Below are 23,325 nucleotides of genomic sequence, written 5' to 3' on the forward strand. Positions count from 1 at the left end.
GGGAAGAATATGGAGCAGAAATTAGGTCCTATAAGGCTGGACAGCTATCAGCCGCTACGTGAGGTTGTGTGTGAGACACTGCGCGATGCGATAAGACGCGGAGTATTAAAGCCGGGGGAACGCCTGATGGAGATTCAGCTCGCGGAGGAGCTCGGTGTCAGCCGTACACCTGTCCGTGAGGCTATCAGAAAACTGGAGCTTGAGGGATATGTTATTATGATGCCGCGCCGCGGTACATATGTCGCAAATCTTTCAATACGTGATATTAACGAGGTTTTTGAGATTCGTACCTCCCTTGAATCACTCTCAAACGGACTTGCGGCGGAGCGTATAACTAATGAGGAGCTTGAGCAGCTCCAGCGTTTGCTTGTTGAAATCGGAAATGATATCGAGAAGAACGATATGGAAAAAATCGTCGAAGTCGATACGAAGTTCCATGACCTTTTATATCAGGCAAGCCGCAATCAGAGACTGATTGGTATTATTTCTAATCTTCGGGAGCAGCTCACGCGTTTCCGTACGACATCCATGTCGTTTCCGGGCCGTTTGAAGGAGACTCTCGGGGAACACCGTGAGATTGTTGAGGCAATTGCCCAGGGTGATGTGAAGGCTGCGCGCCGTGCTGCGGAAAAGCACATGGAAAAATCCGAACAGACCCTTTTGCGGGCGATTGACGCAGCCAAGAAAAAAGAACAGAAAAATAAATGACGAGAGCCAAAGAGTTGGAGGAATACACAGGAATGTCAGATTTAGTTACAGTCATCCTTGCGGCAGGAAAGGGAACCCGCATGAAGTCAGCACTGCCTAAGGTGCTGCATAAGGCAGGGGGAAAGCCCATGGTGCAGCATGTAATTGATGCTGCAAAGGAGGCAGGTGCAAAGCGCAACATCGTCGTCGTTGGATTTGGCGCAGAGCTGGTACAGAAAGCAGTAGGAAATCAGGCAGAGGTCGTTGTCCAGGCAGAGCAGCTTGGAACAGGTCATGCCGTTCTGCAGGCAGAACCGCTTTTGAATAATGAGCATGGTACTGTCATGGTTTTGTGCGGAGATACGCCGCTTTTGACAGGGGCACTTGTAAAGAAGCTTTATGATGCGCACAGGAATGCAGGCGCAAAGGCGACGGTTCTGACTGCCGTCATGCCTGATGCGACAGGCTACGGCCGTATTATTCGCACTCCGGAGGGTACTGTCGCGAAAATCGTGGAGCATAAGGATGCAACTGACGAGGAGCGCAGGGTAAATGAGGTTAACTCCGGTATTTACTGCTTTGAGAAGGATGATTTGTTTGAAGCGCTGAAGCAGGTAGGATGTGATAACGCCCAGGGCGAGTACTATCTTCCGGATGTTCTTTCAATCCTTCGTGAGAAGGGTGAGAAAATCTGGGCTGTAGCCGCGGATGACTACGAGGAAACGCTGGGTGTTAATTCACGGGTGCAGCTTGCCGGTGCTGAAAAGATTCTGCGCCGCAGGAAAAATATTTTGCTGATGGAAAGCGGAGTTACAATCATGGATCCGGATTCGACATTTGTTGATGCAGGCGTCGAGGTTGGAAAGGATACAATCATTTATCCGGGCACATGGCTGGAAGGAACGACCAAGGTCGGCGAAAACTGCGTGCTTGGTCCGTCAAGCCGTTTCACTGATACTTTTATAGGAAATAATGTGACGGCTCAGTTTACCTATGCTCATGAGTGTGAGATAGGCGATGGAGTCACGATGGGGCCGTATGTACATCTTCGCCCGAATACGAAGATTTCCGCGAATGTTAAAATCGGAAATTTTGTTGAGGTCAAAAATTCGAACATCGGCGAGGGTTCAAAGCTTCCGCATCTCCAATACATAGGAGACTGTGATATGGGCTCGGGAGTCAATATGGGCTGCGGAACCATTACTGTTAATTATGATGGGAAGAAAAAGTTCCGTACGACTATTGGGGATAATGCCTTCGTTGGCTGCAATTCCAATCTGGTAGCTCCTGTCACAATCGGAAACGGCGCATACGTAGGCGCAGGCTCCACGATTACAAAGGAAGTACCGGAAGACCAGCTGGCAGTGGCAAGAGCACGTCAGGTAAATATTCCGCATTGGAACGACAAGAGAAAAGAATAATTTTTTCCTGCTCCGTTTTATCGTTTTTATGTGAAAACACGTCGTTTGGACATTTATGGTTTTTCGTTCAAAAATAATTTTCTTAAATAGTACTGGCGGAAAAGAACCGTTCGGTCTATAATAATAATGCGTTAAGAATTTTGTATTCAAAAATTTTTTTTGAGATTTATGGAGGTTTTTTACAAAATGGCAGAAATGAAAGATCTTTGCATCCTGACAGGAAGCGCAAATCCTAAGCTTGCAGAGGATATTGCTAACCACATCGGCGTTAAACTGTGCGATGCATTGGTCAGCCGGTTCAACAACGGCGAAACACAGGTCATGATTGGCGAGAGTGTTCGTGGTCGTGACATATTTATCATTCAGCCGACAAGTCAGCCGGTCAATGATAATCTCATGGAGCTTCTTATTATGGTTGATGCCTGCAAGCGTGCGTCTGCACACAGTGTTACGGCAGTTGTTCCGTATTATGCTTATGCGCGTCAGGACCGCAAGACACGCGGCCGTGAGCCTATCTCTGCGAAGCTCGTTGCTAACCTTATGGAGACGGCAGGTGTTGACCGTGTTGTAACGGTTGACCTTCATGCAGGTCAGATTCAGGGATTCTTTGATATTCCGGTAGACCATCTGGCTGCTGCCCCGACTCTCGCAGAGTTCTTTGAGGAAGCAAAGCTTGAGGATCCTATTGTTGTTTCTCCTGACCTTGGCGGTGTAACACGGGCACGTATTCTTGCAGACCGTCTGCATACCTCCATTGCAATTATTGAAAAACGCCGTCCTGAGCCTGGCAAGGCTGAGGTCATGAACCTTATCGGAGATGTAAAGGGCAAATCCTGCATCATGATTGACGATATCGTCGATACCGCAGGTTCTCTCTGCGAGGGTGCGAAGGCCCTTCAGAAATTTGGCGCAAAGTCAGTCTATGCATGCTGCTCTCATGCTATCCTCAGCGATCCGGCTGTAAAGCGCATCAACAATTCCAATATCGAAAAGCTTGTCATCACGGATACGATTCCGCTTCCGCCGGATAAGCAGTCTGATAAGATTGTTGTCCGCTCGCTTGCAGATACAATCGGCGATGTAATTGTCCGCATCCAGTCCCATCGTTCGGTGAGCCAGCTTTTTAAGTAAGCTATAGTTTATTCACTGCCGTCGGCCGTATGCCGACGGCAGTTTCGTTATTTTCGGAAGGAAGAAAAATATGAAGAAGTGGTTCTGCTTCATTGGCTGTTTTTTTGCGCTTATCGCTGCCTGCCTTGTATCCTTTATGCCTGAGGCACAGGCAAGACTTCATGGCGCAGCGGCACATCAGAAACCTCCACAGAAGCCAAAGACGGAAGCATGGAGTCAGTTTTGGCCTGAGTCAATAGACGAGGGACTCGATATAGAGGAGACACAATATGTTTTTGACGGGCCGCTTCTGCCTCGTTCCTGGACTGATGCAATAGTAATACATCATGTTGGTGTGCCTTCGGGAGAGGTTTCTTCCGGTACGATTCACATGGCGCATATCGGAAACGGCTGGCTGGGCATCGGTTATCATTATGTAATTCATAAGGATGGGACAATCGAAAGAGGACGTCCGCTTCTGGCAGAAGGGGCACATGCTTACGGGCATAACAGTCACACTGTAGGGATAAATTTAACAGGAAATTTTGACTGGGAGGTACCGACTGATGAGCAGATTGAATCCCTGACGGACCTTTTGACTTCTCTGTGCCGCATTTTTCATCTTCCGGCAAATAGGTATTCTATTGTAGGTCATGAGGACCTGAATGCAACAGCGTGTCCCGGGTGGAATTTGTATATTCTTCTTCCGGAAATCCGCAGCAGGGTGAGCCAGCGCCTCGGACAGACAGAAACGGTGGAGGCAGGAACGATTGGGAATAAAATAACCGAGCGTCCGGTGAATCGCAGAAATTCTCTGCCCACAAACCGTCGTAACGGAAGATAAACAGTTTTAGTATACAAGATATTTGCTGACGTTATATGAGATTTATGGTATAACCGGGCGGTGAGCGCATATCTCCCGCCTGGTTGAAACGCTTGCAGATGAAGTTTTGCCTCTAGCAAAACTGGAATAAATGCGTTATAATACACTCTAGCTTTTTCAGCTGTATTTATATCTTTTACTAAAGGCAGGGTTATATTATGGCAGAAACCGTATGGGCTGTGTTTCCGCCGATGCTGACTATCGTGTTGGCGTTGGCAACAAAGGAAGTGTATATGTCGCTCCTGATTGGAATTTTTTCCGGAGCAATGCTTTACACGGACTTCAATGTATTGCAGACGATTTTGACAATGTTCGCCGTCATGGAGGAAAAGGTCGGCAAGAATGTCAATATCCTCGTTTTCCTCGTTATCCTTGGTATTATCGTTGCGGCGATTACGCGTTCAGGTGCTACGGCTGCGTACGGCTCCTGGGCTGCAAAGCACATAAAGGGTAAAAGAAGCTCGCTTCTTCTTACGGCACTGCTCGGACTTGTGATTTTCATTGATGATTATTTCAACTGTCTGACAGTCGGTACGGTTATGCGTCCGATTACTGATAAATTCAAGGTTTCCGGTGCAAAGCTGGCATATATAATTGATGCGACAGCTGCACCTGTATGTATTCTGGCACCTGTATCAAGCTGGGCTGCGGCGGTAGGTTCTTCCCTGCCTGAGGGAAGTACGATTGACGGTTTCGGTCTCTTTTTGCAGACGATTCCTATCAATCTCTATGCGATTCTTGCCATGGTGTTTATGGTGTTCATTGCATGGACCGGGCGTGACTTTGGAGCTATGGCGGCTGTTGTGCGTGAAGAAAGAACATCCTCTGCTGCTGACGAGTACAGCGGTGATGATGACGTAAAAGAGTCAAAAAAAGTCGGCAAGGGAACTATTGCTGACCTTATGCTCCCGATTTTCGTACTTATTGCTGCATGTGTTTTTGGGATGCTCTATACAGGTGGAATTATGGAAGGAAAGGGTATAGCTGATGCCTTTGCGGACTGCGATTCTTCCAAGTCTCTTGTACTCGGCTCGTTTATAGCATTTGTTTTCATGGCACTTCTTTATCTGCCTCGCAGGGTTATTTCCTTCAACCACTTCTGTGAGTGCTTTGGAATCGGATTCAAGGCTATGGTTCCGGCTATATTTATTCTCTGTCTTGCGTGGACAATGTCCGGAATTGTAAGCGATAAATATCTGAATCTTGGAGGATATGTTGGCGGAATAGTAAACGCAAATGCTTCCCTCGGTATTTTCCTTCCGGCAATCTTTTTTGTAGTTGCCATGTTTTTGGCATTTGCAACAGGAACCTCCTGGGGCACCTTCGGTATTTTGATTCCGATTGCAGTTGCCGTAGTGGGCGTTGAAAACTATCAGGGCCTTGTTCTTGCGGTCGCTTCTATTCTCTCAGGCGCGGTTGCAGGCGACCATGCGTCTCCGATTTCAGATACGACAATTCTTGCATCTGCCGGAGCGCAGTGCAATCACATTGAGCATGTCAATACGCAGCTCCCGTATGTGCTGCTTGTTGCTGCCTGCAGCTTTGTCGGTTATATTGTCGATGGAATTACACAGAACGGCTGGGCTGGACTCGGCGCAGGACTCATTTGCATGGCTGCTGTATGTGCTGGGATTTACACAAAGCTGCCTGTGGTTGAAAAAGATGACAAATAAATAAAATGATTTTAGGCGTGCTGCTTATGCGGCACGCTTTTTTGTGTGTAAAGGTGTTTAATTTTCTGCTTGCAATGTGCTGTAATAATGTGTATAATGACCATATTAACACTTTAATGGAGGAAAGGATTAATGCAGCTGCACTTCGTGAAAGCAAGTACATGCCGCAACACGACAGCGTTTATGGAAGGTGATATTCCGAAGACGAAATATGCTGCATTCGGAAAGCTGTCAATGGATGCGGATTATCTTGCGGCAGAACAGGCAGGCTTTCTGGTAAAGCCTGAGAATCCTGATTCGGTTCTGCGGCTTGAAATGGCAGGAAGTGAGTTCTGCGGAAACGCGACGCTTGCTCTTGGTGCATTGGCTGTTAACAGAGGCAAAGCAGAGATTGGCAGACAGTTCTTTGTTGAATGCTCAGGAGCTTCGAAGCCGCTTTCATGTGTGGTGAATAAATGCAGCGGCGGTCATTATGAGGTTTCCTCTGAAATGCCGAAGGAAGCGAAGGTAAGTCCTTTCAGCCTTGATGTGAACGGCAGGCATTTTTCAGGCGGACTGGTGGAACTTCCTGGCATAGCGCATTTCTGCATAGAGGAAGACATCCTTTCTCAGGAGATATATGACGCAGTGATGGATGAAATCATAAAAGTCTGCAGGAGTGAAGCCTTTGGCGTAATTGTCTACACGCGCAGAGGTGGCGCGAAGTATTCTATCCGTCCATATGTGTGTGTTCCTTCAGAGGCCAGTCGTGTGTTTGAGCAGGCATGCGGGACAGGAAGTCTTGCTCTGGGACTTTGGATGAAGGGGAGGAATGAAGCAAAGAAGCTTGAAATTCTTCAGCCAAGCAAAGGTGTTCTGCTTGTAGATGTTTCAGATGATGTGCCGAGGATATCGGCAGATGTGTATTTTCCCTGTGAAGGCAGTATTTGGGTTGATGATTCCTTGGCTGCCGGACGGGAAGAATAAATTAATGGAGGGGTTTTAATGAAAAGGATATTGGCAATTTGTATGATGCTCGCGCTTGCTGTCGGAATGCTGGCAGGTTGCGGCGGAGAGCAGAAGGCGGCTGCACCTGAGAAAAAGGACGGAGGCAAGAAAATTATTCTCGGTCTTGATGACAATTTCCCGCCGATGGGATTTGTTGATTCCAATAACAAGATTGTAGGCTTTGATATTGACCTTGCAACGGAAGCTGCGAAGCGTATCGGCGGACAGGTAGAGTTCAAGCCGATTGACTGGGCAAGCAAAGAGGCAGAGCTCAAGAGCGGACGTGTAGACATGCTTTGGAATGGACTCGATATTACACCGAAGCGCAAGGAAAATATTCTGTTCAGTGATCCGTATATGAACAACCGCTTCATCATTTTCCGTGCAGCAGGAAAGAATCAGGACATCAAGGACGAGGCAACATTGGCAGGGAAGGTTGTCGCAACACAGAGCGGCGGCGGTACTATTGAAGACTATCTGGACGGGAAACCCGAGGTCACAGGTAAGTTCAAGGAATTCAAGAAATACGCGGACTACATGTCTGCTTTCATGGATCTTGAGAACGGCCGTATTGATGCGGTTGTCTGCGATGAAATTATCGGACGCTACTATATGCAGAAGCACCCGAACAAGCTTGAGGCAATTGATGTTACGGTTGGACCGTCCGCTCAGTTTGGTGTAGGCTTCCGCAAGGACGACAAGGAGCTTCGCGACAAAGTTCAGAAGGCGCTTGACGAAATGCGCAAGGATGGTACAATGGCAAAAATCTCCGAAAAATGGTTCGGAGCCGATATCACAAAGATAGATAAGAAATAAGATGAGAGCATCAGGGCCGTCGGAGATACCGGCGGCCTTTTTCTTGTGGCATTTTTAATGATATTGGTATCTATGAGGAGGGTTTGCCCGTGGTAAAACCGGAACTAATGCGTTATAATAAAAACTAGCGCACTGTCGCAAAAATTGTGCGTGATGATTTGATAAAGGAGAATTTACGATGAATTTTATCGAGGAAATCAACGAAAAAGGCATTGCGTGTCTTATGACAGAAAATGAACTTAATATGCTTCGTATAACAGGTCATAGCGGATTAAAGCTCAGAGCAGCACAGAAAGCTGCGCGGGCAGCGCGTGATGAGCTTATGTTGATTTTCAATGCCAGCGGGTATTCGGTTGACCAGCTGGAAATGATGAAGGATGAGAACGGTTCGCATGTACTTACTTATGGCATTGCAGATATTATTCGTCAGGAGCAGTGAGGGAAAATATGAGAACAATACAGGTTTATAATACGCTTACACGTAAGAAAGAAGTTTTTAAGCCGATTGAAGATGGCAAGGTCGGTATATATGTCTGCGGAGTTACGCCGTACAATGACCCGCATATCGGAAATGCGCGTCCCTTTGTAACGTGGGACACTATCCGCCGCTTCTTCGCAAAGTGCGGTTATGAGGTACATTATATTCAGAACTTTACGGATGTGGACGATAAAATCATCCGTGTATCCCATGAGCAGGGAAAGACGTGGAAGGAAGTTGCCGACCATAATATTGATGTTTATTTCCAATCTATGGATGCACTGAACGTACGACGTGCCGATGTGTATCCCCGTGTTTCGGATACTATCCCGGAAATCATTGAGATGGTGCAGGGCCTTGTTGACAAAGGATATGCATATGTGGTTGACGGGGATGTTTTTTACAGTGTTGAAAAATTTAAGGGCTACGGAAAGCTGAGCGGACGCTCACTTGACGATATGATGGCCGGGGCGCGTGTTGAGGTGGATGAGCGCAAACAGAATCCTATGGATTTTGCTGTCTGGAAGTCCGCAAAGCCGGGTGAGCCGTTCTGGGAAAGCCCATGGGGCAATGGACGTCCGGGATGGCACATCGAGTGCTCGGCTATGTCACTTAAATATCTTGGACGCACATTCGATTTTCATGGCGGCGGAAGTGACCTGATTTTCCCGCATCATGAGAATGAGATTGCGCAGTCCCAGGCGTTCTGCGGAAGCGAGGACTGCTTCGCGCATTATTGGGTACATAACGGATTTATCACAATCCATGAGGAAAAGATGAGCAAGTCTCTTGGAAACTTCTTCACGGTAGCTGATATTCTGAAGAAATATCCTGGAGAGGTTCTGCGTTTCTTCATCCTGCAGACGCATTACAGAAGTCCGCTGGATTTCAGCGACGAACGTCTGAAGGACGCTCAGGCCGGTCTTATGCGTCTTGAGAACGCAAGGCGCAATGCTGAGGAGCTTTCGGCAAAGGATGGTGCAGCTGATACGGCGAAGGCACTTGCTGAGGCTGCTCTTTCCGCAAAAGAGAGCTTCTACACGGCCATGGCCGACGATTTCAATACAGCTCTTGCTGTAAGCTATCTATTCGCTGTCGCCAAGGATATCAATGTCTATTACAATGAGGTTGTTAATCAGGGCACAGCATTTGACAAAGAGAATTTCGGGAAGGCAAAGGACGCTTTCTATGATATGGCGGAAATCATCGGTATATTCGAGGCGAAGGCCGAGGAAAAATCTGATGAGGATGCTGAGATTGATGCTTTGGTTGAAGAGCGTCTTGCTGCACGAAAGGAAAAGAACTGGGCACGTGCTGATGAAATCCGTGATTTGCTTAAGGCGCGTGGCATAGTCCTGAAGGATACGGCGGAAGGAACACGGTGGGAACGCGCATGAAGTTTGAAATGCTGCAGAAGCTTACCGCTATGATGTTTGAGCCGGATGGCGCAGGCGGCATACGTCAGCGTTATGACAGTGTGGATGTACGTACGCTCAGTCCTCTTGTTGCGGCGTATGTGGGAGATGCGTATTTTCATCTTTTTGTACGCGGAAGGCTTCTTTCCTATGAACAGAATAAGGTACAGGTTCTCAATCGTTTCAGCGCGCAGATTGTATCAGCAGTCTGGCAGGCTAAGGCATATACTGCTATTGAGCCGATGCTGACTGATGAGGAAAAGGGTATATTTCGGCGCGGACGAAACGCGCACAGCCATGCCCCAAGGGCAGCCAGTGTTCGGGAATACCACATGAGTACAGGCTTTGAGGCACTTCTTGGGACGCTCTATCTTACTAAGCAGTTTGACCGTCTGGAAGAGGTGACAGAAGCATCTTTTCAGGCGATATCCATGGAGCTTATGCGATTGACAGATAAAGACAGGAAGTAAAGAGGGAAGTATTATGATAAAAGTAACACTGCTTGAACATACACCGAATCCTGAGCGCGTAGTCGCTATGGCGGCGCGTCTCTGCTATTCTCCGTCCGGGGCGGAGGAGCTGAAGGAAAAGATGTCTGACGAACAGATTGAAAAGCTTGTGAAGAAGCTTGCGGAAATGGGACATGCCTCGACCTTTGAGCATGTGTCCTTTACTTTCGGCATTGAGGGGATTTCCCGTGTCCTGACGCATCAGCTTGTCCGTCATCGTCTGGCGTCCTATTCCCAGCAGTCCCAGCGGTACGTGGCAGCCCATGATTTTGAATATATTGTGCCGCCCTCTATCGCAGAAAAGCCGGAGGCAAAGGCAAAGTTTGAGGAGCTCATGAAAACAATCCGTGAAGCTTATGACGAGTTTACTGAGCTTGGGGTTCCAAAAGAGGATGCACGCTATGTACTGGCAAATGCAACGGAGACGAAGATTGTTGTTACGATGAATGCCCGTTCTCTTATGCACTTCTTTAATTTGCGCTGCTGCAACCGCGCCCAGTGGGAAATCCGTGCGCTTGCATACAAGATGCTGGCAGAAGTCAAAAAAGTCGCTCCGCTTCTCTTCAAGAACGCGGGAGCGTCCTGCGTGCAGACCGGCGCATGCCCTGAGGGTAATATGACCTGCGGTAAATTCAATGAAATGATTCGTATGCGTGAAGAATAAAAGGAAGTAAGATGGAAAAGAAACAAAAAAAGAGAGTGGATAAGCCACGGGAAGAAAAAAATAAACCGGAGGAGCGAAGAACACGCCTGCCGAAGCACACCGGAGAGCGTAATTTGCGAGGGGAGGCGCGGCAGGAAAGAACGGCGGAGCTTCCTGAGGATGTTGTTGTCGGACGTAATGCCGTGACCGAGCTTTTGAAAAGCGGGCGTGGAGTCAATAAGCTTATGATAGCGGAAGGCGACCATTTGGGTTCTGTCCGTGAGATTATGGCTCTTGCCAGGGAACGTGGCATAATCGTTGAGACTGTAAGCCGTCAAAAGATTGAAGGAATCGCATTCGGGCACAGACACCAGGGCGTTCTGGCGTATGCTGCTCCTGTTCCTTACGCGGAGCTTGAGGATATTCTTGAGAAGGTAAAGGATAAGGAAGCTCCTTTCCTTGTCCTTCTTGATGAGCTTGAGGATCCGCATAATCTGGGAGCAATCCTCAGAACAGCGGACGCGGCAGGTGTTGACGGAGTGCTGATTCCAAAACGGAGAAGCTGTCCGCTTTCAGCGACTGTTGCAAAGACATCGGCAGGTGCTGTTGAATACGTTCCTGTCGCGCGTATAGGAAATGTTGTCCAAACACTAAAACAGCTCAAGGAAGCTGGTTTTTGGGCTGCCGCTGCAGATATGGACGGAACACCCTATGATGAGGCGGACCTTACAGTTCCGCTTGTTCTTGTTATAGGAGGAGAGGGACATGGAGTGGCCCGCCTTACAAGAGAAAACTGTGATTTTATTTTGAGTCTGCCTATGGCAGGACACATCAATTCGCTGAATGCATCTGTTGCGGGTGCGGTTTTGATGTATGAGGTGCTTCGTCAGCGGAGGAAAAAGAAGTAAAAGAAGGCGGAAAGCATGGGCCGTAAAAGAGAACATTATATAATCGACGGCTACAATGTAATCCATTCATGGCCGGAGCTGGAAAGGCTTTCCAAAGGAGAACTTGCCGAGGCCAGAGACCGCCTGATACACGTCATGCAGGAATACGGCGCATACGAAAATTTTGATGTGACGATTGTCTTTGATGCGTTGTTTACAACGGATGAAGCCCATGAAGAAAAACGGGGACGTCATCTTACGGTGATTTATACAGCACCGGGGGAAACAGCAGACAGCTATATAGAGCGGCTGGCCTATGAGTCGGTTCGTGAGGAGCGTGAGGTGCATGTCGTTACCTCTGACGGAGCAGAACAGAGTGTAATTCTTGGGGCGGGAGCGTACCGTCTGCCGTCACGTGAGCTTTTGAAGAATGTAAAAAGGGTAAAAAAGCTTTTACAGAAGGAATTTCTGCGCCCAATTGCTCAGGTTATTTCCCGGAATGAAATTGGCGGCCGTATCGACCAAGATACTGCTGCACTGCTTGATGCGATGAGAAAGAAAAGAAATTAAGATTTTATTCATTTTTAACATAGGATAAATGCTCTAAATATACATCCCAAATAGCCCAAACCTTGACTGACAAGGGTTCGTAGTTTATAATTCATGTTATAGCAAAGGTAGTGTGTGTTCAGTGCCGCATACCTGCTGGGAGGATATTCGGATGGAAATAGAAACGTCTACGGAGACAAACGAAGAGGTTTTAAGCGAGTTCGACAATCTGAGTGATGAAGATATCGTTTTTTCCATCAAGGATAATGACGACAAGCAGGCACTCGACTACATTATCAATAAGTACAAGAATTTTGTTCGTGCCAAGGCACGTTCTTATTTTCTGATTGGTGCAGACCGTGAGGATATCATTCAGGAAGGGATGATTGGCCTTTACAAGGCGATTCGTGATTTTCGTAATGACAAGCTGTCGTCCTTTCGAGCTTTTGCAGAGCTTTGCGTGACACGGCAGATCATTACGGCAATCAAGACGGCAACCCGTCAGAAGCACATTCCACTGAATTCGTACGTTTCGCTTAACAAGCCAATATATGATGAGGATTCGGACCGTACGCTGCTGGATGTCCTGTCAGGAGTACGTGTATCAGACCCTGAAGAGCTTATCATAAGCAGGGAAGAGTTTGTCGATATCGCTGAAAAGATGGAGAGCATATTGAGCGACCTTGAGTGGAAGGTGCTTATGAGCTATCTTGACGGGCATTCCTACCAGGAGATTGCTGTTGATCTGGACCGCCATGTAAAATCCATAGACAACGCCCTTCAGCGTGTTAAGCGTAAGATTGAGAAATATATGGAAGCGCGCGGAAATGATGTTGATTTGTCAATGATTTATAAAGGTCTTACGACAATAAACAGGCGGCTGAACAATAATGACGACGATTTGATTTGAGAAAGAACGCGGAAGCGTTCTTTTTTTATGCCCGGAATCAGCCTTTGGCTAATATTAAAATAAGAATAATTTATATAAAGGGAAAATAGAATAAAATACGTATATAATGTCCACGAAGTTTACAAAATAGTTTTTTAATAAAAGTGTTGCATTAAATAGTGTAAAGAGGTATACTATGTTTCGTAGTTATTTTGGATAACGAAACAAATTTGCTTCTTTGTATAACTATTGCGTAAACGAAAGGGGTCTGTATTGTGACGAGTGGCATACGTATATTCAGACCTGAGTAAAATATTTACGGTTATCGTGTGTTTTTGCACGCGATAGCCGTTATTTCATATTACAGAGAATGTATATTGTTTACTGTATACAGCAGGAAGGAATGAAAATTATGGGAGATTTTGGAGGACTTGGAATCTTTTTTGTCGTGACGCTGATTTTCCCGATTACGGCACTTATACCGGCGTTTCTGCTTCAGCCACGGCATCCGACCAAACAGAAGGGAATACCGTACGAATGTGGTGTGGATACCATAGGCAAAACGTATGTGCAGTATCGTATAGGGTATTTTCTCTACGCTTTGATTTTTCTTGTTTTCGATATCGAGACAGTTTTCCTTTATCCCTGGGCAGTTCGTTTCGGCGCACTTGGACTTTTTGCTTTGCTTGAAATGTTCCTTTTTCTGGGAATTTTAGGTCTTGGTCTCTGGTATGCATGGAAGAAAGGAGCATTGTCATGGAAATAGTCGATATCGTACCTCCTATTTTGAAAAATAATGTCATAGTAACAAAGGTTGACCAGCTTTTTAAGTGGGCTCACGGGAATTCCATCTGGCCGCTTTCATCAGGTCTTGCATGCTGTGCTATTGAAATGATGAGCTGTGCTGCGGCAAGATTTGACCTCTCACGTTTCGGCTATGAGGTATTCAGACCGTGCCCGCGTCAGGCAGATCTTTTGATTGTTGCGGGAACTTTGACGTGGAAAATGGCAACTCCTATTATCAGACTGTATGAGGAGATGCCCGAGCCGAAATACGTCATTGCAATGGGCAACTGCCCGATTGCGGGAGGACCGTTCGCTGATTCCTATGCTGTTGTTCCGGGTATTGATAAGCTGCTTCCTGTGGATGTGTACATTCCGGGATGTCCTCCGAGACCGGAGGCCCTTATAGAAGGCATGCTGAAGCTTCGTCAGCTTATTATGCATCCTGAGCTTGCAGAAAAGGGTACAGAGATTGAAAAGAAGGTGGCAGACGCATGAAAACGTATATAGGTGCGGATGCGCTCGCTCTTTTAAAAGAGAAGTTTCATTCTGTGGAATACAATACAGAGGAAGCAAAGCCGGCAGTGTATGTTCCGGCAGATGAGCTTTTGCAGCTGCTTTCTTTTTTGCGTGACGAAATGGGCTTTACGCGTATGGAAAATGTAACATCGGTTGATTACAAAACATATTTCGAGATGGTTTATCATCTGTTTGCGTGGAAGACCTTGGACACATGTCAGGACGTTCCTGACGAAAATGTTTGGATTACTGTCAAGGTGAAGCTTGACCATGAGCATCCCGTTATTCCGTCAGTGACATCTGTATTCAGCAGCGCTGAGTTTGAGGAGCGGGAGGTTTTTGACCTCATGGGAATAGATTTTACAGGGCATCCAGACCTTCGCCGCATACTTTTATGGGAAGGTTTTTCGGGGCATCCTCTTAGAAAAGATTACAAGCAGGCAGCGCCACCTTTTGTGGAGCGCATAACAAGGAGGGGACACTGAGATGGCGGGTACAGAAACCTATACACTTAATATGGGACCTCAGCATCCGAGTACACATGGTGTCCTGCGCGTACAGCTTGAGCTGGACGGCGAAAATATTTTGAGCGCAAAGCCGATTATGGGATATCTGCACCGCGGTATTGAAAAGCTTTTGGAAAGCCGTACCTATGTGCAGGGGGTTCCTTACACAGACCGTCTTGACTACGTGTCATCAATGAACAACAACTTCGGCTTCTGCCGCGCTGTGGAGGAGCTTGCAGGAATCGAGGTTCCTGAGAGAGCTGAATATATCCGCGTTATTGTTGCAGAGCTCAACCGCATAGCAAGTCATCTTGTTTTTATAGGCTCATTGGCAATAGACCTTGGTGCCAGTACAGGAATGCTGTATACATTCCGTGACCGCGAGGAGATTCTCGACCTTTTTAATCTCGTTTGCGGCGCCCGTATGACTTTTCATTACATACGTGTCGGCGGCGTAAACAGGGATGTGCAGCCGGAATTTATCGAGAAAACATATAAGTTCCTTGAGCATGTTCCTGTGTTCATGGAAGAATACAAGAAGATTCTTCTGGGAAATGAAATTTTTATGAGCCGCCTGAAAGGGATTTCAAAGATGTCGAAGGAAACGGCACTTTCCCATAATATGACGGGGCCGAATATCCGCGCTACAGGCATACCGTATGATATACGAAAGGTTGACGGCTACAGCGTTTATCCGCGGTTTGACTTTAATGTAGTGACAGGTAAAAACGGAGATAATTGGGACCGCTTTAACGTGCGCTACAATGAAATCTTTGAAAGTGCAAAAATTGTAAGACAGGCATTGGACGGACTTCCGGAGGGACCGTTCATGGCCAAGGTTCCAAAGGTTCTTCGCCCGCCTAAGGGTGAGGTTTTCAGCCGCACTGAAGGAACTCGCGGAGAGCTGGGATTCTATATCGTAAGTGATGGCTCTACTAAGCCTTACCGTGTCCATATCCGTCGTCCTTCGTTTGTTAATATGCAGGGACTTAACGATATGTGCAGGGGCTATCTTATCGGTGACTCTGTTGCCGCATTCTCGGCCATCGATCCGTTGATGGGCGAGGTAGACTGCTGAAGGGAGGAAGCGAAATGGAAAATCTTACCGTGGGAGCGGCTGCCGAATGGATTCGCAGCGTCATCCTGCTGATTTTGGGAAATGAGCTTCTGACTGATGTAGTTATGAAGTTTGTGGGGCTTGGTGCATGTATAGGTGTTATATTGACAGCGGCTATTGTGCTTACTTACGCCGAGCGAAAGGTCTGCGCATTTATGCAGGTTCGTCTGGGACCTAACCGTGTCGGCGGACGCTTCGGCCTTTTGCAGCCGATAGCGGATATGCTTAAGCTCATGAGCAAGGAGGATATTATACCTGATGGGTGTGACAGGATAGTTTGGGCGCTTTCGCCTATGCTTCTGTTTGTTCCTTCGGCACTGATATACGGACTTTTCCCTTTTGACGAGGGTGTGGTTTTTGCCGATGTCAATGTGGGTGTATTCCTTCTGCTGGCAATTTCATCACAGTCGGTGCTGCCTTTCCTGATGGGCGGCTACGCGTCAAACAGCAAATATGCTTTTATCGGAGGAATGCGTACAGTCGCACAGATGCTGAGCTATGAGGCACCGATGGTATTCTCTCTTCTCGGCGTTGTCATGATAACAGGCTCTATGCGTATGACTGATATAGTCGCGGCACAGGCGGAGAATGTCTGGTTCGTGCTTTTGCAGCCCATAGCGTTTATCATTTTCATTATTTCGGCTACAGCTGAAACCAACCGTACTCCTTTTGATTTGGTTGAGGATGAATCTGAAATTGTCGCGGGCCCGTTTGCTGAATACAGCGGAATGCGATGGGCACTCTTTTTCCTGGCGGAATATGCAAATCTTTTATCTATATCTATACTTACGACGACGTTCTTCCTTGGAGGCTGGCATGGCCCGTTCCTGCCGGGAGTTTTCTGGTTCTGGATGAAGGTTTTGTTTATGGTTTTTGTATTTATGTGGTTCCGCTGGACATTCCCGCGGACGAGAATCGACCAGATGCTTTCCTTCAGCTGGAAGGTGCTGCTGCCGTTGGCGCTTGTAAACATGATGTTCACCGGTATCGGCGTATACGTCTGGCGTTCGATGATGTAAGGGGGAACGACAATCTATGTTTGGAAAAGGTTTAATTACGGGCATGCGCGTCACCCTCAAGCATTTTTTCGGAAAGAAGGAGACGTTCTGCTACCCTGAGGAAAAGCTTCCTATGCCGGAGCGTTTTCGAGGGGGCCATCTTGTAATTGATTATAAAAAATGTATTGCGTGTCAGCTGTGCTCAATGGCATGCCCCAACCAGGCTATTGAGCTTAAGGTAGTCACAGATGCGCAGCGCAAGCGTCATCTGACAAGCTATATCCATCACATGGGCCGCTGCATGTTCTGTGACCTCTGCATAGAAAACTGTGCGATTCACGGTCTGCACTGGGATCAGAATTATGAGATTTCGGCTTATACGCGTGATGCTTTTGATTATGAGGTTTTGACCGATGATGACAGGCAGTATCTGAAAGAGGTTATGGAGGCAGCTGCGGCAAATCCTGCTCCTCCGATTGTACCCAAGAAGCCTGCTGCGCCAAAGCCAGCGGAAGCTCCAAAGCCTGAGCCGAAAAAGCCGGAGGAAAATAAGGAAACGGAGGTGAAGCCGAATGAATGAACTGCTGAAGCTTGTGCACGGTGTTGTGAACTGGGGAATGGACACAGCTGAATCAATGAATGCAGGAGTGCTTATTGACGCGAGTGTATTCTATGCATTGATGTGGGTATCTGTTTTGGCGGCTCTTGGTGTTGTGCTTTGCAGAAATGTTGTTCACAGCGCGCTTCTTCTTACAGCATCCTTTATCGGTGTCGGCTGCCTCTACATTTATATGGATTCACCCTTCATAGGGGCGGTACAGTTTCTCGTTTACGGCGGAGCTGTTGCGATTCTTATCGTTATGGCGCTGATGCTCACGAGAAGGGATGATATGGCACACTCAAATCTTTCCCGCAGTCTTTTCTGTCAGGCAGGGGCGGCTGTGATTTCGGGAGCATTTTTCCTCTGTATATCCGTGGCATCTTTGATGACACAGTTCAGGGAGATGTCTGCCGAGCTTGGCGACTCCGTTACAGGTCTTGCGGATATGATGCTGACGAAATATATTCTTCCGTTTGAGGTTGCAGCCGTGCTGCTTCTCATTGCCATGATAGGCGCTTTGGTCATAGCGAAGGGGGCGCATGAATCATGATGGATATATTTTCCCTTTCTGCCGTTGATATTCTGAACTGGTCTGTTCATATCGGACTGACGCACTTTTTACTTCTGGCGGCACTGCTTTTTTCGATAGGGCTTTACGGACTTCTGACGCGCAGGGGAATAATCCCGACGCTCATGTGTGTGGAGCTGATGCTGAACGCTGCAAATATAAATCTTGTGGCGTTTAATCACTATCGCCCGGTAACGGACTTTTCAGGGCAGCTGATGGCTGTTTTCTCAATTGCAGTCGCGGCCTCGGAGGTTGCCATAGGAATAGCGCTCGCCTTCAGGATTTATCGCGAACGCGGAAGCGTAAATATTGACGAACTTAATCACATGAAAGGGTAGGAGGGAGCTTACGGATGTCTGAATTTGCTTTAACGCATGCCTGGCTGATTCCATTGCTCCCAGCGCTTGCCTTTGTTGTTATCGGGCTTTTTACTCGTCTTAATAAAAAGCTTTCCGAAGCGATTGCTGTTTCAGCCATATCGCTTTCGTTTCTTGTTTCCCTTTGTGTACTTGCGGCTGTTATCGGAGGCCCCGTCACAATGGATAATCCCTTTATCCAGAAGGCATTATGGGCAAAGATGGGGACGCTTGAGCTTTCAATGGGAGTGCTCATTGACCCGATGACGGCGATGATGCTCATCGTAGTTACGACTGTGGCACTTCTGGTACAGGTCTATTCCATAGGATATATGGAGCATGACCCGGGTGCGGGACGTTTCTTTGCGTTTCTTTCGCTTTTCGCGTCCTCCATGCTTGGACTCGTAATATCTGTGAACTTCCTCCAGATGTACGCTTTTTGGGAGCTTGTAGGTGTATGCTCGTATCTTCTGATTGGTTTTTACTATTACAAAATTTCCGCGCGTGAGGCTGCAAAAAAAGCCTTCATAACAACGCGTATCGGTGATTTCGGAATGCTTCTGGGTATTCTTCTTTTGCAGATTACCTTCGGCACCCTTGATTTCATGGAATTAAAGGAGCTTGTTCCGGCTTATATTTGGATTTCGGGGACGGGATTCATGACGGTTGTGGGACTTCTGCTCTTTATTGGACCAATCGGTAAATCAGGACAGTTTCCTCTGCATGTCTGGCTTCCTGATGCAATGGAAGGCCCGACTCCTGTTTCTGCTTTGATTCATGCGGCAACGATGGTTGTTGCAGGCGTTTATTTGGTCGGACGCGCATATTTCATTTTCAGCGCACTTCCGACGGTGATGAATGTTATTGCATGGATTGGCGGATTTACTGCATTCTTCGCGGCTACGATTGCCGTTACCCAGCGTCCGTTTAAGCGGATTCTGGCATATTCAACAATCAGCCAGCTGGGATATATGATGCTTGCTCTTGGTGTCGGTTCTCTTACCGCATCAATGTTTCATCTCATGACGCACGCATTTTTCAAGGCATTGATGTTCCTGTGCGCAGGCGCAGTCATTGAGGCGATGAATGAAGAAGCGGACATTTTCAAAATGGGTGGATTAAGACACCGCATGCCGACGACCTTTAAGTGCATGACTATAGGTGTTCTGGCAATAGCCGGAGTGCCTCCCTTTGCAGGATTCTTTTCAAAGGATATGATTCTTGCTGCAGCTGCGGAGGTCAGCACACCGCTTTATCTTTTGGCGGCGGCTACCGCATTTATGACTGCGTTTTACATGGCACGGCTTCTTTTCGTCGCATTCTTCGGTGAAGTCAGGGAGGACTGTCCTGCACATGAAACAAATTCATACATGAAATGGCCGCTTGTTGTCCTTGCAGTGCTTGCTGTGCTGAGCGGTGCATGGGGACATTTCGCGGGCTTCGGTGAGTGGGTATATTACGGGACAGCCGCTGAAGAGCATATTGATTTCATGATTGCGGGATCATCTGTTGTGCTGACCTTCATCGCCTTTGCTCTTGCATACGAGATATATGTTGCAAAACGTTTTTCTTCCTATCTTATCAGCCAAAGATTTGGTATTCTTTACAAGCTTAGTTACAACAAATACTATGTGGATGAATTTTACACGATTGTCCGCAACACATTCGTTGACAAGCTGGGGGCGGCTCTTTACTGGTTTGACCTTCGTGTCATAGATGGCATGGTTAACGGGCTGGCAAAGGGCGTGGGCTGTCTCTCCTGCGTGTTCACAGTTCTGCAGAATGGACAGGCACAGCGCTATGCGGCGGTATTTTACTGCGGTGTGATAGCTTTGGTTGCATATAGTATTTTCTACGCGTTTCGTATTCTTCAACTGCTGGGAGGTGCATATTGATGGGATTTCCTATTTTATCCACAGTGCTCCTGGCACCGCTTTTGATGGCGTTGGTCATATGTTTTCTGCCACGTGAATCAAGGGAGCAGATACGTATGCTGGCGGCGGCTTCAATGGGTGTGGCGACCTGCCTGACCTTATATGCTTACGCGGCTTATGATACGGCAGCAGGCGGCATGCAGTTTACGGAACGTATTCCGTGGGTTACGGATCTTGGCGTTTCATATTCCCTTGGTGTGGACGGGATTTCGCTCCCGATGCTTCTCCTGACGGATGTAATCGGGCTTGCCTCTGTGTTCAGCTCATGGAATATTGAAAAGCGCGCGAAGGAATTTTTCATTCTTTTGCTTGTGCTTATTACAGGCGTAACAGGAACCTTTATAGCGTGTGATTTGTTTATTTTCCTGCTCTGCTATGAGGTTGTTGTCATTCCTATCTATATTATGGTGCTTATCTGGGGTTCGACGAAGCGTGTATCCAAGGAATACTCGGGCATGAAGCTCACAATCTTTCTTTTGATGGGTTCTGCCTTCATGCTTGTCGGAATCGTGTCCCTTTATCTCGGCGCATATCCTGCAGGACAGCGCACATTTGATATTGAGGCGCTTATCATGGCAAGTCAGATGGGGCATATGAGCATGGAGTTTCAGATACTTGTATTCTTGCTGCTTTTGGCAGGCTTTGGTTCGCTGCTCTCGATGTTCCCTTTCCACAGCTGGTCGCCTGATGGTTATGCGGGTGCTCCTACGGCAGTATCCATGATTCATGCCGGTGTTTTGAAGAAAATCGGAGGTTACGGTCTTATCCGTCTCGGCCTTATGGTGCTTCCTCTTGGCGCGAAATTCTGGGCGCCTCTTATTGCCGGACTTGCGATGATTAACGTCATGTACGCGGCATACTGCGCAATGGTGCAGAAGGATCTGAAGTATATCATAGGTTACTCATCAGTTTCGCACATGGGCTATGTTCTGCTGGGTTTTGCGGCGCTGAACGTCGTAAGCATAAGCGGTGCAATCGCGAACATGGTAGCTCACGGAATAATGGCATCGCTGTTCTTCTCGCAGATTGGCTACGTGTATGAAAAAACACATATGCGCAGCATTCCGGACCTCAAGGGCCTTGCTCATTATTTCCCGCGTGTGACTATCGGTTTTATGCTGGCGGGATTGGCATCCGTCGGACTTCCGGGACTCATTGAGTTTGTTCCGGAGGTGACAATATTCATGGGTACAATCGGCGTTTATCCTTTCTTTGCGGTGCTTGCCATCGCAGGTATCGTCTTTACCGCGCTCTATATACTCCGCATGCTGGCGAAGGTTCTCTTCGGACCGAAGGACGAGCATTTTGCACAGTATGAAGATCAGAAGGGTGTGGAGGTTCTTCCGCTGCTTCTGCTGGGGGTATTTCTAATCGGCTTTGGCGTATTCCCTGAGCTTTTGATGAGCGTTATTGATTCAGGCGTTCAGCCCTTGACGCCGCTTCTTGCTGCGCTTTCTGATGTACCTACACTGCTGGGAGGTGGATTATGATGAACTTCTGGGCAGTATCTACGGAGATTCTCATACTCGCATTGATGGTTGCAGCTCTTGCAATGGACCTGATTCTCCCCAAGGAGGGAACGCGGAGAGGTATTGCTTATGTAGTTATATCGGGGCTTTTGGCAACGCTGGTCTATACCTTCGGACTTTATCATACAGGCCCGAGTATGACATTCTTTGGCGGTCTTTTTATAGCTGACAACTACGCGCTTTTCTTTAAGCAGCTTTTCATTGTAGGGATGCTCTTCAGTGTACTTTTTTCTATGGATTATGTTGAGAAATACATTGAAAGCCCCGGTGAGTTCTATACGATTTTAATGTCGGCCCTCCTGGGAATGTGTGTCATGGCATCGGCAAATGATTTGCTGACTCTGTTCATAGGTCTTGAGCTCATGACGATATCCTTTTACGTTCTTGTGGGACAGCGCATGGACGACAAGGATTCCGGAGAAGCATCCGTCAAGTATCTCATAGTAGGCGCAGGTTCGACAGCAGTCATGCTGTACGGCATCAGCCTTGTCTACGGAGCATCTGGCAGCCTTGACTTTGTTGTTATCTGCAGAAGCCTCCAGATGTTTTTCTCCATCGGGCTTGCAGGCGTCGTTCTCGTGATGATTGGATTCTTCTTCAAGCTTTCAGTCATTCCGTTTCACATGTGGGCTCCTGATGTATATCAGGGTGCACCTACACCGATTACTGCGCTTCTCGCAATGGGTTCCAAGGCTGCGGGTATTGCGGTATTCATGCGCGTGCTTTACACGGCATTTCCTCTCCTTGGAGCATACTGGCTTCCTGTGCTTGCCGTATTCGCAGCTATATGTATGGTCGGCGGCAATATCATGGCAATCCGTCAGACGGATGTCAAACGCATGCTGGCGTACTCATCAATCGCTCAGGCAGGATACATGATGTGCGGAATAGTATCGGCAGATATTGCAGGCATGAAGGCGGTAATGTTCTATGCTATGCTTTATGTATTTGCAAATGTGGGCGCCTTTGCCGTCCTTACCTGTGTTGAAACAATGCGCGGAGGAACAACCCACAGGCACATGACAGGACTTGCCCAGTCAGCTCCGATACTTGCGGCGGTTATGACAATATCGCTTCTTTCCATGGCAGGTATACCACCGACAGCAGGCTTTTCGGGGAAGATATATATCTTCACTGCGGCAGTGGAGCGCGGATATTTGTGGCTTGCGTTCGTGGGCTTTGTAATGTCCATGATTTCCGTTTACTACTATCTTCTCGTTGCGAAAGCAATGTACCGCGACCTAACACCTGAGGAAGAAGCTGAGAACACTGCTGTTAAAATTCCCTTTGCGGTTCGTGCAACAGTACTTCTTTCAGTCATTGCCACAATCGGAACGGGTATTTATCCGGAGCTTTTGGCATCACTTACGAACCTCGCAAGTCAGACTTTTATGAGGTAAAAAATGTAATTACATTCGGCGAATCCAAAAATTATTTTGGGTTCGCCGTTTTGCGTTTATTTGGAAA

General features: G+C 47.5%; 25 protein-coding genes. All 25 read left to right on the plus strand.

Going from position 1 to position 23,325, the window contains the following annotated elements; all coding sequences use genetic code 11:
* Positions 1 to 9 precede the first annotated feature (9 nt).
* The 25 genes from BUA83_RS02950 to BUA83_RS03070 all read left to right on the plus strand — a co-directional run bounded on the left by BUA83_RS02950 (position 10) and on the right by BUA83_RS03070 (position 23,258).
* The gene (locus tag BUA83_RS02950; RefSeq protein ID WP_072934722.1) at positions 10 to 708 is read left to right on the plus strand and encodes a GntR family transcriptional regulator; all 699 of its coding nucleotides are present in this window, start codon (positions 10 to 12) and stop codon (positions 706 to 708) included.
* Positions 709 to 740: 32 nt separating this feature from the next.
* Positions 741 to 2,108: a bifunctional UDP-N-acetylglucosamine diphosphorylase/glucosamine-1-phosphate N-acetyltransferase GlmU gene (gene glmU, locus BUA83_RS02955; protein ID WP_072934723.1), complete on the plus strand. Its 1,368-nt coding sequence runs from the start codon at positions 741 to 743 to the stop codon at positions 2,106 to 2,108.
* 186 nt (positions 2,109 to 2,294) lie between these two features.
* Positions 2,295 to 3,239, plus strand: a complete 945-nt coding sequence (locus tag BUA83_RS02960) for a ribose-phosphate diphosphokinase (RefSeq protein WP_072934724.1) — start codon at positions 2,295 to 2,297, stop codon at positions 3,237 to 3,239.
* Between the two features lie 70 nt (positions 3,240 to 3,309).
* On the plus strand, positions 3,310 to 4,062 hold the full coding sequence (locus tag BUA83_RS02965; protein WP_072934725.1) for an N-acetylmuramoyl-L-alanine amidase: 753 nt from the start codon (positions 3,310 to 3,312) through the stop codon (positions 4,060 to 4,062).
* 197 nt (positions 4,063 to 4,259) lie between these two features.
* Positions 4,260 to 5,774 carry a Na+/H+ antiporter NhaC family protein gene (locus BUA83_RS02970; protein ID WP_072934726.1) on the plus strand — a complete coding sequence of 505 codons (1,515 nt, stop codon included), beginning with the start codon at positions 4,260 to 4,262 and terminating at the stop codon, positions 5,772 to 5,774.
* Between the two features lie 132 nt (positions 5,775 to 5,906).
* Complete coding sequence (locus BUA83_RS02975; RefSeq protein WP_072934727.1) at positions 5,907 to 6,740, plus strand: histidine racemase CntK family protein; 834 nt, start codon at positions 5,907 to 5,909, stop codon at positions 6,738 to 6,740.
* 18 nt (positions 6,741 to 6,758) lie between these two features.
* A complete protein-coding gene (locus tag BUA83_RS02980; RefSeq protein WP_072934728.1) occupies positions 6,759 to 7,577 on the plus strand; it encodes an amino acid ABC transporter substrate-binding protein in 819 nt (272 codons plus the stop codon).
* Positions 7,578 to 7,755: 178 nt separating this feature from the next.
* A complete protein-coding gene (locus tag BUA83_RS02985) occupies positions 7,756 to 8,016 on the plus strand; it encodes a hypothetical protein (RefSeq protein ID WP_072934729.1) in 261 nt (86 codons plus the stop codon).
* Positions 8,017 to 8,024: 8 nt separating this feature from the next.
* Positions 8,025 to 9,452: a cysteine--tRNA ligase gene (gene cysS, locus BUA83_RS02990; RefSeq protein WP_072934730.1), complete on the plus strand. Its 1,428-nt coding sequence runs from the start codon at positions 8,025 to 8,027 to the stop codon at positions 9,450 to 9,452.
* Positions 9,449 to 9,940: a Mini-ribonuclease 3 gene (locus tag BUA83_RS02995; protein WP_072934731.1), complete on the plus strand. Its 492-nt coding sequence runs from the start codon at positions 9,449 to 9,451 to the stop codon at positions 9,938 to 9,940. Before cysS ends, BUA83_RS02995 begins: the two co-directional genes overlap by 4 nt.
* Before the next feature lie 13 nt (positions 9,941 to 9,953).
* Positions 9,954 to 10,643 (plus strand): FAD-dependent thymidylate synthase, encoded by a 690-nt coding sequence (gene thyX / locus BUA83_RS03000; protein WP_072934732.1) that lies wholly within the window; start codon positions 9,954 to 9,956, stop codon positions 10,641 to 10,643.
* A gap of 11 nt (positions 10,644 to 10,654) precedes the next feature.
* Positions 10,655 to 11,530, plus strand: a complete 876-nt coding sequence (rlmB, locus tag BUA83_RS03005; protein WP_094756435.1) for a 23S rRNA (guanosine(2251)-2'-O)-methyltransferase RlmB — start codon at positions 10,655 to 10,657, stop codon at positions 11,528 to 11,530.
* A 15-nt stretch (positions 11,531 to 11,545) separates the two neighbouring features.
* Entirely contained in the window at positions 11,546 to 12,079 is a 534-nt protein-coding gene (locus BUA83_RS03010; protein ID WP_072934733.1) for an NYN domain-containing protein, read from the plus strand.
* A 151-nt stretch (positions 12,080 to 12,230) separates the two neighbouring features.
* A complete protein-coding gene (sigH, locus tag BUA83_RS03015) occupies positions 12,231 to 12,968 on the plus strand; it encodes an RNA polymerase sporulation sigma factor SigH (RefSeq protein ID WP_072934734.1) in 738 nt (245 codons plus the stop codon).
* Positions 12,969 to 13,359: 391 nt separating this feature from the next.
* On the plus strand, positions 13,360 to 13,713 hold the full coding sequence (locus tag BUA83_RS03020) for an NADH-quinone oxidoreductase subunit A (protein WP_072934735.1): 354 nt from the start codon (positions 13,360 to 13,362) through the stop codon (positions 13,711 to 13,713).
* Complete coding sequence (locus BUA83_RS03025) at positions 13,704 to 14,228, plus strand: NADH-quinone oxidoreductase subunit B (protein ID WP_072934736.1); 525 nt, start codon at positions 13,704 to 13,706, stop codon at positions 14,226 to 14,228. Before BUA83_RS03020 ends, BUA83_RS03025 begins: the two co-directional genes overlap by 10 nt.
* Positions 14,225 to 14,734 (plus strand): NADH-quinone oxidoreductase subunit C, encoded by a 510-nt coding sequence (locus BUA83_RS03030; protein ID WP_072934737.1) that lies wholly within the window; start codon positions 14,225 to 14,227, stop codon positions 14,732 to 14,734. Before BUA83_RS03025 ends, BUA83_RS03030 begins: the two co-directional genes overlap by 4 nt.
* Position 14,735: 1 nt before the next feature.
* Positions 14,736 to 15,833 carry an NADH-quinone oxidoreductase subunit D gene (locus BUA83_RS03035; protein WP_072934738.1) on the plus strand — a complete coding sequence of 366 codons (1,098 nt, stop codon included), beginning with the start codon at positions 14,736 to 14,738 and terminating at the stop codon, positions 15,831 to 15,833.
* Between the two features lie 14 nt (positions 15,834 to 15,847).
* Positions 15,848 to 16,891 carry an NADH-quinone oxidoreductase subunit NuoH gene (nuoH, locus tag BUA83_RS03040; RefSeq protein WP_072934739.1) on the plus strand — a complete coding sequence of 348 codons (1,044 nt, stop codon included), beginning with the start codon at positions 15,848 to 15,850 and terminating at the stop codon, positions 16,889 to 16,891.
* Between the two features lie 16 nt (positions 16,892 to 16,907).
* Positions 16,908 to 17,450, plus strand: coding sequence for a NuoI/complex I 23 kDa subunit family protein (locus BUA83_RS03045; RefSeq protein ID WP_072934740.1), 543 nt, complete (start codon positions 16,908 to 16,910; stop codon positions 17,448 to 17,450).
* Positions 17,443 to 18,021: an NADH-quinone oxidoreductase subunit J family protein gene (locus BUA83_RS03050; RefSeq protein WP_234988226.1), complete on the plus strand. Its 579-nt coding sequence runs from the start codon at positions 17,443 to 17,445 to the stop codon at positions 18,019 to 18,021. Before BUA83_RS03045 ends, BUA83_RS03050 begins: the two co-directional genes overlap by 8 nt.
* Positions 18,018 to 18,377 (plus strand): NADH-quinone oxidoreductase subunit NuoK, encoded by a 360-nt coding sequence (gene nuoK / locus BUA83_RS03055; RefSeq protein ID WP_234988227.1) that lies wholly within the window; start codon positions 18,018 to 18,020, stop codon positions 18,375 to 18,377. The genes BUA83_RS03050 and nuoK overlap by 4 nt, the downstream gene beginning before the upstream one ends.
* Before the next feature lie 14 nt (positions 18,378 to 18,391).
* Positions 18,392 to 20,290: an NADH-quinone oxidoreductase subunit L gene (gene nuoL, locus BUA83_RS03060; protein WP_072934741.1), complete on the plus strand. Its 1,899-nt coding sequence runs from the start codon at positions 18,392 to 18,394 to the stop codon at positions 20,288 to 20,290.
* Positions 20,287 to 21,819: a complex I subunit 4 family protein gene (locus BUA83_RS03065; protein ID WP_200795961.1), complete on the plus strand. Its 1,533-nt coding sequence runs from the start codon at positions 20,287 to 20,289 to the stop codon at positions 21,817 to 21,819. The genes nuoL and BUA83_RS03065 overlap by 4 nt, the downstream gene beginning before the upstream one ends.
* Positions 21,819 to 23,258 carry an NADH-quinone oxidoreductase subunit N gene (locus BUA83_RS03070; RefSeq protein ID WP_072935056.1) on the plus strand — a complete coding sequence of 480 codons (1,440 nt, stop codon included), beginning with the start codon at positions 21,819 to 21,821 and terminating at the stop codon, positions 23,256 to 23,258. Before BUA83_RS03065 ends, BUA83_RS03070 begins: the two co-directional genes overlap by 1 nt.
* The last annotated feature ends 67 nt before the right edge of the window (positions 23,259 to 23,325 follow it).

Origin of the sequence: Schwartzia succinivorans DSM 10502 (assembly GCF_900129225.1) — a bacterium.
GTDB classification, from domain to species: domain Bacteria; phylum Bacillota; class Negativicutes; order Selenomonadales; family Selenomonadaceae; genus Schwartzia; species Schwartzia succinivorans.

Excerpts from the sequence above, each read along its gene's own strand:
- BUA83_RS02980 (WP_072934728.1), top strand. The coding sequence starts at position 6,759 with ATGAAAAGGATATTGGCAATTTGTATGATGCTCGCGCTTGCTGTCGGA.
- nuoK (WP_234988227.1), top strand. The coding sequence starts at position 18,018 with ATGATGGATATATTTTCCCTTTCTGCCGTTGATATTCTGAACTGGTCT.
- BUA83_RS02960 (WP_072934724.1), top strand. The coding sequence starts at position 2,295 with ATGGCAGAAATGAAAGATCTTTGCATCCTGACAGGAAGCGCAAATCCT.
- BUA83_RS03035 (WP_072934738.1), top strand. The coding sequence starts at position 14,736 with ATGGCGGGTACAGAAACCTATACACTTAATATGGGACCTCAGCATCCG.
- BUA83_RS03020 (WP_072934735.1), top strand. The coding sequence starts at position 13,360 with ATGGGAGATTTTGGAGGACTTGGAATCTTTTTTGTCGTGACGCTGATT.
- cysS (WP_072934730.1), top strand. The coding sequence starts at position 8,025 with ATGAGAACAATACAGGTTTATAATACGCTTACACGTAAGAAAGAAGTT.
- nuoH (WP_072934739.1), top strand. The coding sequence starts at position 15,848 with ATGGAAAATCTTACCGTGGGAGCGGCTGCCGAATGGATTCGCAGCGTC.
- sigH (WP_072934734.1), top strand. The coding sequence starts at position 12,231 with ATGGAAATAGAAACGTCTACGGAGACAAACGAAGAGGTTTTAAGCGAG.
- BUA83_RS03045 (WP_072934740.1), top strand. The coding sequence starts at position 16,908 with ATGTTTGGAAAAGGTTTAATTACGGGCATGCGCGTCACCCTCAAGCAT.
- BUA83_RS02985 (WP_072934729.1), top strand. The coding sequence starts at position 7,756 with ATGAATTTTATCGAGGAAATCAACGAAAAAGGCATTGCGTGTCTTATG.
- BUA83_RS02950 (WP_072934722.1), top strand. The coding sequence starts at position 10 with ATGGAGCAGAAATTAGGTCCTATAAGGCTGGACAGCTATCAGCCGCTA.
- thyX (WP_072934732.1), top strand. The coding sequence starts at position 9,954 with ATGATAAAAGTAACACTGCTTGAACATACACCGAATCCTGAGCGCGTA.
- rlmB (WP_094756435.1), top strand. The coding sequence starts at position 10,655 with ATGGAAAAGAAACAAAAAAAGAGAGTGGATAAGCCACGGGAAGAAAAA.
- BUA83_RS02965 (WP_072934725.1), top strand. The coding sequence starts at position 3,310 with ATGAAGAAGTGGTTCTGCTTCATTGGCTGTTTTTTTGCGCTTATCGCT.
- BUA83_RS03050 (WP_234988226.1), top strand. The coding sequence starts at position 17,443 with ATGAATGAACTGCTGAAGCTTGTGCACGGTGTTGTGAACTGGGGAATG.
- BUA83_RS03070 (WP_072935056.1), top strand. The coding sequence starts at position 21,819 with ATGAACTTCTGGGCAGTATCTACGGAGATTCTCATACTCGCATTGATG.
- BUA83_RS03030 (WP_072934737.1), top strand. The coding sequence starts at position 14,225 with ATGAAAACGTATATAGGTGCGGATGCGCTCGCTCTTTTAAAAGAGAAG.
- BUA83_RS02970 (WP_072934726.1), top strand. The coding sequence starts at position 4,260 with ATGGCAGAAACCGTATGGGCTGTGTTTCCGCCGATGCTGACTATCGTG.
- nuoL (WP_072934741.1), top strand. The coding sequence starts at position 18,392 with ATGTCTGAATTTGCTTTAACGCATGCCTGGCTGATTCCATTGCTCCCA.
- BUA83_RS02975 (WP_072934727.1), top strand. The coding sequence starts at position 5,907 with ATGCAGCTGCACTTCGTGAAAGCAAGTACATGCCGCAACACGACAGCG.
- glmU (WP_072934723.1), top strand. The coding sequence starts at position 741 with ATGTCAGATTTAGTTACAGTCATCCTTGCGGCAGGAAAGGGAACCCGC.
- BUA83_RS03010 (WP_072934733.1), top strand. The coding sequence starts at position 11,546 with ATGGGCCGTAAAAGAGAACATTATATAATCGACGGCTACAATGTAATC.
- BUA83_RS02995 (WP_072934731.1), top strand. The coding sequence starts at position 9,449 with ATGAAGTTTGAAATGCTGCAGAAGCTTACCGCTATGATGTTTGAGCCG.
- BUA83_RS03025 (WP_072934736.1), top strand. The coding sequence starts at position 13,704 with ATGGAAATAGTCGATATCGTACCTCCTATTTTGAAAAATAATGTCATA.